A 10374-nucleotide genomic window follows, 5' to 3' on the forward strand; every position below is an offset into this window, starting at 1 on the left:
GACGGATTGGGGTGAGCTACGAAGGCGAGGTCATACCTCGTCCCGACTGTCATCGCCGATGAGCGCCGAGAGGTCTTCGGCCAACCGCGTGACCAGCGCGCCGGCCTCGGGCCGGTAATAGAGGGCGATCTCCATCGTCTCGATCAGCGGCAGTCCTTGCTGCGGCCCCACCGTCCGGTGCCGGTCGTGGACGACGCGGGCCGGCAGCAGGCTGATGCCCAGCCCATCGGCGACCGCCGACTGAATGCTGGCGAGACTGGAACTGGTATAACTCACGCGCCAGCGTCGCCCTGAGGCATCCAGTGCCGCCACCATGTCGTCGCGATAGAGGCCGCGCGGCGGAAAGACGACGAGCGGCACAGGATCGAGCGCCAGAACAGGATGGGCGGCGCTGTCGATCCAGCACAGGCTTTCCTGCCACTGTTTCACGGCATCGCCCGTGCCGCGGCGCTGCTTGACGACGACGATATCGAGCTCGCCGCGATCATAGAGCGACCGCAGCTCGCGGCTGAGCCCGCTCGTCACTTCGAGCCTGACATTCTCGTGGCGGCGGGCAAAGGCCGCGAGTGTGCTGGTCGTGCGGCCGGCGGCAAAGTCTTCGGGCAGGCCGAGGCGCAGCGTCGCAGCAACCGATGCGCCCGAGAGAAGCTGCCGCACTTCCGCGTCCAGCGCCAGCATGCGCCGCGCATAGCCGATCAACTGCTCGCCCGCTTCCGTCAGGCGGACCTGGCGATGGCTGCGTTCGAGCAGCCGATGGCCGGCCTGCTCTTCCAGCCGCAGGACTTTCTGGCTGACGGTCGACTGGGTGGAATTGAGCCGGCCGGCCGCAGCGGTGAAACCGCCGCAATCGGCCACCGCCGCGAAGGCTTTCAGCAGATCCAGATCGAAAGGTTGAGCATTCATATTTCCACTTGATAGCATTCATACATTTAATTTCCAAATGAATGCGGCACTGCCTATGGTCGCACACGGGAGGGCCACGCCGGGCGCGGGAGACGTTCGGCGACGACGCGTGTCTTGCGCCCTTGAAAAGGTCACGGATCGGCTCAAGTAAGCACGAGATTGCGATGAGCAAGAGCGGCACGGATGGAGCCCTTTCGAGGTTTCCTCGTCCGCTCTTAACCGGAACCATTGCGATCGACCGACCCATTCGGCCGGCCCGCATGATCGGAAAGAACAAATGCGACCAAGACTTTTCGGCTCGCTGATCGGCGCATCCATTGCCGCCTTCAGCCTTGCACCTCAAACCGTGGGGGCCTCGATGCTTGAAAACCAGCTGATCTCCGCCGCCGAGACCGGCGATCCAGACAAGGTCAAGGCGCTGCTCAAGGAAGGCGCGAGCATCGAAGCGCGCGACGCCAGCGGTGCGACGGCGCTGCTCGCCGCCACCCATGAAAATCGCGTCGATGCGGCGCGTGCCCTGATCGAGGCCGGCGCCGACGTCAACGCCAAGGACAAGATCCAGGACAGCCCCTATCTCTATGCCGGCGCGCGTGGGCATCTCGACATCCTGAAGTTGACGCTTGCCAATGGCGCCGACCTCAAGAGCACCAACCGCTATGGCGGAACGGCGCTGATCCCGGCCGCCGAGCGCGGCCATGTCGAGACCGTCAAGACCTTGATCGAAGCCGGCATCGACGTCGATCACGTCAACCGCCTCGGCTGGACCGCGCTGCTCGAAGCCATCATCCTCGGCAGTGGCGGTGAAAAGCACACCGAGATCGTACGCCTGCTGATCAAGGCCGGCGCCGACGTGAACCTTGCCGACGGCGAGGGTGTCAGCCCGCTGAACCATGCCCGCCAGCGCGGCTATGGCAAGATCGAGAGGCTGCTGGCCGACGCCGGCGCACGCTAGAAAGAACTCTCATGACCCAGGAACAGACCTATCTGGCCGAGGCAGTAGCGCTTGCCCGCCGCAACATCGAAAAAGGCGGACGCCCCTTCGGCGCCGTCGTCGTCAAGGATGGCGAGATCGTCGGTCGCGGCGTCAACGAGATGTTGTCATCCGGCGACCCGACCTCGCATGCGGAACTGAACGCGTTGCGTTCCGCCGCCCAAAATCTTCGTTCCCCGCGGCTCGAAGGCGCCGCCGTCTATGCCAGCGGCCAGCCCTGCCCGATGTGCCTGGCGGCCATGCGCATGGCCGGGATCACCGAGATCGCCTATGCGAACTCGAATGCCGACGCCGAACCCTTTGGCCTCTCGACCGCAGCGATCTATGCGGAACTGGCAAAACCGCTCGCCGAGCAGGGCATGCGCTTCCGCCATGTGCCGGTCGACGATGCCCAAACGACACCGCTTTACGCCGCCTGGCAAGAGCGCCAGGCCAAGACTTGAGCCGTCGGGCCAACGCCCGGCCATCACGTTGCGAATAGCCCCGAGGCGGCCGACGGCCGCCTCGGGCTTTTCTGTTCATGCCGGGCCCCATTGGGAATCGACGCCCCTTGCCGAACACACGTGCCGGCTGTAATCGCATAGGCGTTTCTTCCTTTTATGCCGCCCCATCCCTTAAGGAGACCGGGCGGTTTCCAGCCAGCAGGTGCCCGTGATGACTGCCTATTCCGAAAAAGCCGGCCGCTTCGTCGCGCTGCTTCTCATCGCGGGCTCCGGTGTGGTGACGATCGCCAAGGGCATGAGCCTGACCTTCCTTGCAATCCGCCTCCAGCGTGACTTCGGCCTCAACCCTGCCAGCATCGGCGCGTTGATCGGCGTGGGGCCGCTGCTCGGCGCGATCGTCAGCCCCTTCGCCGGCACGCTCTCCGATCGGATTGGCCGAAAAGGCGTGTTGACCGTCGCACTCTTCATGGCCGGACTGGCGCTGGCCGGGCTCGGACTGGCACAATCGATCGCCGCCTTCGCGCTGGCCCACATCGTTTCCGCCGTTGCCGCCGCCGTTTTTGAACCGGTCGCGCGCGCCTTGATGAGCGATGCGGCGCCTGAACATCTGCGCCTCAAGGTTTTCTCCTGGCGTTATCTCGCCATCAATGCCGGCTGGGCGATCGGGCCATTGATCGGCGTATGGGTCGGCGCTGCCTATGTGACGCTTTTCGTCATCGCGGGCGTCATCCACGCAGCCTTCGGTCTCGTACTCTTGCTCACGGTACCGGAGGCGAGCAGCAGGCAGGCTATCGAAGCCGAACGAACGTCAGGGAGTGCCGGTGGCTGGCGCGGACTTGTCGCCGCCTTGCGTGACCGACGCCTGGTCTTCTTCGTCGTCGGCGGCACGCTGCTTCTCGCCGTTCACGGTCAGTGGTCCGTGACCCTGTCGCAGTATCTCAATACCGGCTTTGAGGACGGCGTCACGCTTTTTGCGCTGCTGGTTTCGACCAACGCGGTAACGGTGCTGGTCGCCAGCACGCCGGCCCGCTTCGTCATCGAACGGATCGGCGCCCTGCATGCGCTGTCGCTTGGCAGCCTGCTGTTCCTGATCGGCGAAATCGGCTTTGCCGCCTCGTCCGGAATGGAAATGCTCGTCGCCTCGATGATCCTTTTCACCATAGGCGAGGTGCTGGTCGTGCCGTCGGAATATGTGCTGGTCGACGGAATTTCGAACGCCGGCAACCGCGGCACCTATTTCGGTGCCCATTCGCTCTCGACGTTTGGAAACTTCCTCGGGCCGCTCACCGGCGGCCTTGCGCTTGGCGCCGTCGGCGGCGCCGGCATGTTCCTGCTGTTCGGGGCATTTGCGGCGGCAGGTGCGCTTCTGTTTGCGATCGGCCATTCCATGCCGCCGCCGCGTCCTGAGGCCGCGCGCACCACAGCGCTCGACGATGGCGCCGCCACGGGAGACCTGCTGCGGCTGGGGCAGTTCGCTTGAGACCGGTTATCCGCCGGTCGCGGGCGACGCGTTGATCTGCTCCTGTACCCGTTCGAGCGGCCCCGGCGCCAGTGCTGCCGGCGGCTGATATGGATTGGAGAAGGCGTAGATCAGGAACAGGATGATGCCGGTATAGGCGCCGAAGAGGCAGAGCAGCAGCAGGTTCCGCCGCCTCGGCGGATAGGCATAGTAGGCGAGCGCGATGAAGATCACGCCGGAGAGTGCCGCGAACCAGAAGATGCTGTCGATCGAGTCCGCGACGTTGCTTTCCCGCTTGGTTCGGCTCTGCGAAACGTCGTGCAGCCGCTCCAGCATCTGGCTGCGCAGGCTCTCCTGACGCTTGTCGGCCGGCACGAGGTTCAGCACATGCTGGTAGGCCTTGTCCCAGAACGCCCAGGCCTCATTTGAAAGACGGCCCTTGTCGGCCAATGACTGCCACTCGCCGTCGATCACCTGGGACACGTAGGCGGAGATCGCCTGCTGGATCGGTGCCTTGAAGCCTTCGCCGTAGCGTGCGGCATCATAGTAGATGTCGGCGATAGCGCCGGCTTCGGTCGCCATTTCGTATTTGAGCTGCTGGTACTCGACCATCTCCTGCGCGAACACGAGCGCAAGGATCAGGCCATGCAGTGCCGAGATCCGGAAGATGACCGAACTGGCCAGCTCCTTTTCATGGCCCTCGGCCTCGCCGCCCATGATCAGCCGCATCAGGAAGTACGCAGCAAGCGTCAGTGCGACCGTGCCACACACGAAGAGTGCACCGAGCAGCATCTCGACGATCATGTCCCCTCCACAGCCCATTCTCCTGCCGCGGGCCTTCGTCAATTCTGAGCCCACGACCGGCGAAAGACAACTGCACGCCCCGGACCAGGCCCTGGGCGGCTGTCTTGCGGCTGGCCGAAACGCTATGCTTGCAGCGCCATCCGCCCGTCTTGCCACCATTTCGACACTGCCAACGCCTACGCACCCCACCAAAACCGGAGTAATAACAAGATCATGAGTGCGCCAAGCGAACAGACAGTCCTCAAACAATCGATCGCGGCCACCGTGGTCGTCGGGGTGACGGGCGTTATCTTCGGTCTGCTATCGGGCTCGGTTTCCATCGTGTTCGACGGCGTCTTCTCGGCCGTCGACGCCTCCATGACCTTGCTTGCGCTTGGCGTGACGCAGCTTATCCCGAAACCGAGCAAGCGCTTCCAGATGGGCTTCTGGCACATCGAACCGATGGTGCTGCTCTTCAATGCCGGCCTTCTGACCCTGCTTTCCTTCTACGCGATGGTGAACGCCGTCGGCTCCATTCTGTCGGGCGGCAATCACCTCGCCTTCGATTGGGCGATCGCCTATGCCGCCGTCGTCGTGGTGATCTGCGCCTTCATGTTCTTCTATGTACGCCGGGCGAACCGGCCGATCGGCTCGGAGTTCCTGGCGCTCGACGTGCGCGCCTGGGCGATGTCCGGCGCGATTACCTCCGCCCTGCTCGTCGCCTTTGCGATCGCCGCCGCCTTGAAGGGAACGGCCTACGAGTACGTCACGCCCTATGTCGACCCGGCGATCCTGATCGTGCTGACGCTCTGCCTGATCCCGCTGCCGATCCGCACGGTCTTCCAGGCGCTTAAGGAGATCTTCCTCGTCGCACCCGCCGAGCTTGACGAGCGCGTGCGGCAGGCAGCGGCGAACGCCGTCACACGCCACGGCTTTGCCGATTACCGCACCTATGTCGCCAAGGTCGGGCGCTCCAGGACGATCGAGGTCTATCTGATCGGAACGCCCGAAACCAAGGTCGGCACGCTCGACGAACTCGACCGGATCCGCGCCGAGATCGGCGAGGAGATCGGTGATCCCGGCCATGACCGCTGGCTGACGATCGCCTTTACCGGCGACGCGCGCTGGGCGGAATAGTCCCGTCACGAAAGTTCGACCCGCCTGGTGATGCCGATCGCCTCCAGGAAGGCCCGGTCGTGGCTGACGACGAGCAGCGCGCCGTCATAGGCCCTGAGCCCCGCCTCGACCGCCTCGATGGAATCGATGTCCAGATGGTTGGTCGGCTCGTCGAGGATCAGGAGCTGCGGCGGCTTGCTGCCGCTGAGGACACAGGCGAGACCGGCGCGGAGCATCTGGCCGCCGCTGAGGCTCGAGACGACCTGCAGGGCAGCATCCGCCCGGAACATGAAGCGGGCGAGCGCTGCCCGGCAATCGTTCTCGCTGGCATCAGGGTTGAGACCCCGAAAATTGTCGCGGATAGAGAGCGCGGGATCGAGGAGGCTTACCTTTTGGTCGAGCATGGCGTGATCGACCAGCAGGCGCACGCTGCCGGACCATGGCTGCAGATCACCCGTCAGAAGCGACAGCAGGGTCGTCTTGCCCGAACCGTTGCGGCCGGTAAGCGCAACGCGCTCCGGCCCGACGATCGAGAGCGACAGCCGGTCGACGATCGGCTTCTCCCGTTCATAGCCGACGCCGACGTTATCGACCTGCAGGACGCTGCGACCGGCAGGCAGTCCGGTCGGCGGCAGGCGAACAGTCAGCGGCTGCAGGATTTCGATGCGCTCGCGCGCTTCGACGAGATCGCCGACCGCCTGGTCCCGTCGCCGGTCCGCAAGGCGGGCATTGTCGCCGCCGGTCTTTTCGCTCCGCTCCTTCCTGGCGTCGAGCAAGAGCAGGGGTTCGTCGCCCTTGGCGCGCTTGCGGCGGCCGGCGGCATCCTTGCGCGCCTTGCGTTCGGCCGTCTCCTGGGTCTTGCGCTCGACCTCGGCCAGACGCCGCTCGGCATCGGCGAGATCGTGGCGAGCAGACGCCAGCTCGATCGCCTTGCGTTCACGATAGTGGCTCCAATTGCCGCCGTAGGTGGTGGCGCCGAGCGTTGTCAGTTCGACGATTGCGTCCATCTCTTCCAGGAGTTCGCGATCATGGCTGACGACGATGGCGCCGCCGCGCCAGCCCGCCATCAGCGCAGCGACGGCCGCCCGCCCCTCGCGGTCGAGATTGTTGGTGGGTTCGTCGAGCAGGATGAAGTCCGGCTCCTTGAAGACGAGCGCGGCAAGCTTCACGCGGGTCATCTGCCCGCCGGACAAGGCGGAAAGGCGTGTTTCCGCCGAAGCGTCCAGACCGACGCGCGCCAGCGCTTCCTCCATACGGGCCTCCAGCGTCCAGTCGGCGGAAGCCAGTTCGTCAAGGGTGGCGCGCCCCTCTTCTGCTTTCTGCAGAACCGCAAGCGCGTCGGTGACGCCGAAGAGACTGGCGACGGTCTCGTCGGCCGCGACCTGAACGGTCTGGCTGAGCATACCGAGGCTGCCGATGACACTGACCTTGCCGGCCTGCGGCGTCAGCGTTCCCTCGACCAGTCGCAGCAGGGTGGATTTTCCCACGCCGTTGCGACCGACAAGGCCGGTGCGAACGGGACCAAAGCTCAGGTCGAGATCGGAAAGGAGGCTTCGGCCCTCAGGCGTGGACCACGAAATACGGGAGAGTGAAATCGAAGCAGGCATGGATACGGTTTTCCCTGATGGCAAGACGGTTCGGCTTGGCGGTCAGGGTGAAATCCATCGATGCGTGTATCCTGTTCAAATTTCTATCGCGGTCATAGATAGCATCGAATGCGCCCGTTTCAAGGCAGGCCCTTCGATACAGACCTGCGGGGGCCAGGGGATCAGGCGAGGCTGCGCTGCACCTCGTCGTCGCCGAAGACGAGCCCGGAGGCCCGCACGCTCCGGTTTCGGCCGTGGTTCTTGGAGTCGAGAAGAGCGGCATCGGCCCGGGTCAGGAGCGTGGCTACAGGCCCATCGTCCGGCGCCGAGGCAACGCCGACCGAGACCGAAACCGTGCCCAGAATCCGGCCGCGATGCGACAGCGGCGTCGTGCCGATCCGCGTCCGCAGCCGCTCGGCAAGCTCGAAGCCCGCGGCTTCGCCGGCGTCGGGCATGAGCACGGTGAACTCCTCGCCGCCGAAACGGTAGGCACTGCCGGCATCGCCGACCGTGTCGACGATGATCTGCGCGACATACTGCATGACGACGTCGCCGGCATCGTGGCCGAACTCATCGTTGAAGCGCTTGAAGTGGTCGATGTCGATCATGAGGCAGCTGAGCGGCTTGCCGGCCTGCCCGCGCGGCTGCCGGTTCAGCGCCTCATCGAGGCAGCGCCGGTTGAGCAGGCCCGTCAACGCATCGCGGACGGCGAGATTGGTAAGCTTCTCGCGCAGCTGAAGATTGGCGACGGCGAGCCCGATATTTTCGGCGATCAGTTCGAGATAGAGGCGCGACGCCTCGACCGCGAACTCCTCCTCAGACCGTTCCTCGAAGTAGAGGAGCCCGATCGTGTCGCCCTGGGCCGTCAGCGGCACGCAGAGGCCGATCACGCCTTCATCGTCGAGGTGCTGGCAGGCGATGTCGCTGTGGCCACGGTTGCTGACATGCGGCCGGCCGCGGCGGAGCCCCCAGCAGGCGCTGGACGGAAACGTCGGCGCCGAATGCTGCGGATCGAGCCAGGTACCGACGCGCGACAGGAGCGTCCGGCTGTCGTTCAGCACATAGAGATGGCCGGCGAGGTTGGGAAAGACCTGCGGCGCGAAACGGGCGACGACCTCGGCCAGTTCGTCCTGGCTCTGGCAGGCCTGCAGCCGGTGCATCATCTGCAGGATGAGATCCTTGGTCTGCTGGTCCAGCCGCCGCTCCGCGTCCAGACGGTCCCGCTCGAGGCCGTTTTCGCGGAAGATATGGATCGCCTTGTTCATCTCGCCGATCTCGTCGCTGCGGCGATCGAGCGGGACTTCCACGGCGTAATCCTGCTCGGCAAGTCTTGTGACGATGCCGCTCATGCGGGTGAGCGGCATGGCGACGCGACGCTTGAGGATGAAATAGAGCACGCTCAGGAACAGGGCGGCGGTGATGCCGAGCATCGTCTTGGCGGCGGCCGCATACCAATCGCTGCGCTCCTGCGCCTCGTTGAGGGCCGCGCCGGTGCGGACGTTGGTCAGGTCCCTGAACCGCGCCACCGTCTCAAGAAGGGCGGTCTGCAGACGCTCGTGCTCGGGCCCAAAGAGCTTTTCCTGCGCGCCGGCGCGGTCACCCTTCTGATAGGCCTCGATGGCGGTAACCTCGACCTTGTCGAGCGCTTCCGCCTCGCGAACGATATCCTGCAAGGCGGCGATCTCCGCCGGCGTTGCGCCAAGATTGGTCGCGGTCTTGGTGGCCTCCTCGCGCCGGCGTTCTTCTTCCTCGGCGCGGTGGAAGGCTTCGAGATGGCGCTCGTCGCCGCGCATCACATAAAGACGTGCCTCGTCACTTCGCGTTTCAGCCCCGAGCGCAAGCTCTTCGCCGAGCGTGTCAAGCACCAGATGTTGCTCAACCGCCTGGCGTTCCTTGATCGCGCTGTCGGTCGACAGGATGAAAGCGGCACCGGAAAGCCCCGTCAGAAGGACGGTCACGCCATAGGCCCAGTTTGTGATCGCATTTATTCGCATGGAAGAAGCTTAGCCCCCGCGGATTGAGAGCGGATTAACCGCATTATCAGGCTTCGGCAACAGCCCCTGCCCCGGTTGACGCAAGCGGCGCGGCTTTTGTTCCGGCCCCTCCGGACACGTTGCGCCCGGCAGATCGCTCAAGTAGGTTCGACATCAAAGGCGTCGGTGAGGCCGATCGCCTGGACTATTCTGGTATCGCGTAGGCTCGGCAGCCCATGCCGGGCGAGAGGACGGCCGAAGGGCCGGGTGCAAATGACACTGTCGGGCAAGCGTATTCTCCTCATCATCTCCGGCGGCATCGCGGCCTATAAGAGCCTCGATCTCATCCGACGGTTCAGGGAGCGCGGTGCAAGCGTGCGGCCGGTCATGACGGCGGGCGCACAGGAGTTCGTGACGCCGCTTGCCGTCGGCGCGCTTTCGGCCTCGCATGTCTATCTCGACCTGTTTTCGCGCGAGGACGAGCAGGACGTCGGCCATATTCGGCTGGCGCGCGAATGCGATCTGATCGTCGTGGCACCCGCGACCGCCGACCTGATGGCGAAGATGGCGAACGGCCATGCGGACGATCTCGCCTCGACCATTCTGTTGGCAACGGACCGCCCTGTCCTGGTTGCGCCGGCGATGAACCCGAAAATGTGGGCGCATCCGGCGACGCGCCGCAACCGGGCGACGCTTGCGAGGGACGGCCTCCGCTTCATCGGCCCGGAAGCGGGCGAAATGGCCGAAAGCGGCGAGGCCGGCGAAGGCCGCATGAGTGAGCCGCTGGCGATCGTCGCGGCCGTTGAAGACCTGCTCTTAGGCGCGCCAAAACCGCTTGCCGGGCGCAGCGTCGTCGTCACCTCAGGGCCGACGCATGAGCCGATCGACCCGGTGCGCTACATTGCCAATCGCTCCTCCGGCAAGCAGGGCCATGCGATCGCCGCGGCGCTAGCAAAGCTCGGCGCCGACGTCACGCTGGTCTCCGGCCCGGTGACGATCCCGGATCCGGTTGGTGTGAAAGTCGTGCATGTGGAGCGGGCCGAAGAGATGCGCGATGCGGTGCTTGCCGCCCTTCCCGCCGATGTCGCCGTCATGGTCGCCGCCGTTGCCGACTGGCGGG

General features: G+C 65.1%; 9 protein-coding genes. 5 read left to right on the plus strand and 4 right to left on the minus strand.

Going from position 1 to position 10374, the window contains the following annotated elements:
* Window positions 1–30: 30 nt before the first annotated feature.
* The gene (locus ASE71_RS32360; RefSeq protein WP_060519726.1) at window positions 31–903 is read right to left on the minus strand and encodes a LysR family transcriptional regulator; all 873 of its coding nucleotides are present in this window, start codon (window positions 901–903) and stop codon (window positions 31–33) included.
* Window positions 904–1261: 358 nt separating this feature from the next.
* Between ASE71_RS32360 and ASE71_RS32365 the strand changes: the two genes are divergently transcribed.
* The 3 genes from ASE71_RS32365 to ASE71_RS32375 all read left to right on the plus strand — a co-directional run bounded on the left by ASE71_RS32365 (window position 1262) and on the right by ASE71_RS32375 (window position 3817).
* Window positions 1262–1855 carry an ankyrin repeat domain-containing protein gene (locus tag ASE71_RS32365; protein ID WP_060519885.1) on the plus strand — a complete coding sequence of 198 codons (594 nt, stop codon included), beginning with the start codon at window positions 1262–1264 and terminating at the stop codon, window positions 1853–1855.
* Window positions 1856–1866: 11 nt separating this feature from the next.
* Window positions 1867–2337 (plus strand): nucleoside deaminase, encoded by a 471-nt coding sequence (locus ASE71_RS32370; RefSeq protein ID WP_060519724.1) that lies wholly within the window; start codon window positions 1867–1869, stop codon window positions 2335–2337.
* A gap of 211 nt (window positions 2338–2548) precedes the next feature.
* Entirely contained in the window at window positions 2549–3817 is a 1269-nt protein-coding gene (locus ASE71_RS32375) for an MFS transporter (RefSeq protein ID WP_060519722.1), read from the plus strand.
* A 6-nt stretch (window positions 3818–3823) separates the two neighbouring features.
* Here ASE71_RS32375 and ASE71_RS32380 read toward each other — a convergent pair whose 3' ends face one another.
* The gene (locus ASE71_RS32380) at window positions 3824–4600 is read right to left on the minus strand and encodes a DUF4239 domain-containing protein (protein WP_060519720.1); all 777 of its coding nucleotides are present in this window, start codon (window positions 4598–4600) and stop codon (window positions 3824–3826) included.
* A 213-nt stretch (window positions 4601–4813) separates the two neighbouring features.
* On the opposite strand from ASE71_RS32380, the gene ASE71_RS32385 reads away from it, so the two are divergent.
* Window positions 4814–5716, plus strand: a complete 903-nt coding sequence (locus ASE71_RS32385) for a cation diffusion facilitator family transporter (RefSeq protein WP_060519718.1) — start codon at window positions 4814–4816, stop codon at window positions 5714–5716.
* A 5-nt stretch (window positions 5717–5721) separates the two neighbouring features.
* Here the strand turns inward: ASE71_RS32385 and ASE71_RS32390 are convergent, their stop codons facing one another.
* A complete protein-coding gene (locus tag ASE71_RS32390) occupies window positions 5722–7302 on the minus strand; it encodes an ABC-F family ATP-binding cassette domain-containing protein (RefSeq protein ID WP_060519716.1) in 1581 nt (526 codons plus the stop codon).
* Window positions 7303–7463: 161 nt separating this feature from the next.
* The gene (locus ASE71_RS32395; RefSeq protein ID WP_060519714.1) at window positions 7464–9275 is read right to left on the minus strand and encodes a diguanylate cyclase; all 1812 of its coding nucleotides are present in this window, start codon (window positions 9273–9275) and stop codon (window positions 7464–7466) included.
* A gap of 252 nt (window positions 9276–9527) precedes the next feature.
* On the opposite strand from ASE71_RS32395, the gene coaBC reads away from it, so the two are divergent.
* A partial coding sequence (gene coaBC / locus ASE71_RS32400; RefSeq protein WP_244497398.1) for a bifunctional phosphopantothenoylcysteine decarboxylase/phosphopantothenate--cysteine ligase CoaBC occupies window positions 9528–10374 on the plus strand: 847 nt, incomplete at its 3' end.

Origin of the sequence: Ensifer sp. Root954, from assembly GCF_001429005.1 — a bacterium.
GTDB classification, from domain to species: Bacteria; Pseudomonadota; Alphaproteobacteria; order Rhizobiales; family Rhizobiaceae; genus Ensifer; species Ensifer adhaerens.

Excerpts from the sequence above, each read along its gene's own strand:
- ASE71_RS32360 (WP_060519726.1), bottom strand. The coding sequence starts at position 903 with ATGAATGCTCAACCTTTCGATCTGGATCTGCTGAAAGCCTTCGCGGCG.
- ASE71_RS32385 (WP_060519718.1), top strand. The coding sequence starts at position 4,814 with ATGAGTGCGCCAAGCGAACAGACAGTCCTCAAACAATCGATCGCGGCC.
- ASE71_RS32390 (WP_060519716.1), bottom strand. The coding sequence starts at position 7,302 with ATGCCTGCTTCGATTTCACTCTCCCGTATTTCGTGGTCCACGCCTGAG.
- ASE71_RS32370 (WP_060519724.1), top strand. The coding sequence starts at position 1,867 with ATGACCCAGGAACAGACCTATCTGGCCGAGGCAGTAGCGCTTGCCCGC.
- ASE71_RS32365 (WP_060519885.1), top strand. The coding sequence starts at position 1,262 with ATGCTTGAAAACCAGCTGATCTCCGCCGCCGAGACCGGCGATCCAGAC.
- ASE71_RS32380 (WP_060519720.1), bottom strand. The coding sequence starts at position 4,600 with ATGATCGTCGAGATGCTGCTCGGTGCACTCTTCGTGTGTGGCACGGTC.
- ASE71_RS32395 (WP_060519714.1), bottom strand. The coding sequence starts at position 9,275 with ATGCGAATAAATGCGATCACAAACTGGGCCTATGGCGTGACCGTCCTT.
- ASE71_RS32375 (WP_060519722.1), top strand. The coding sequence starts at position 2,549 with ATGACTGCCTATTCCGAAAAAGCCGGCCGCTTCGTCGCGCTGCTTCTC.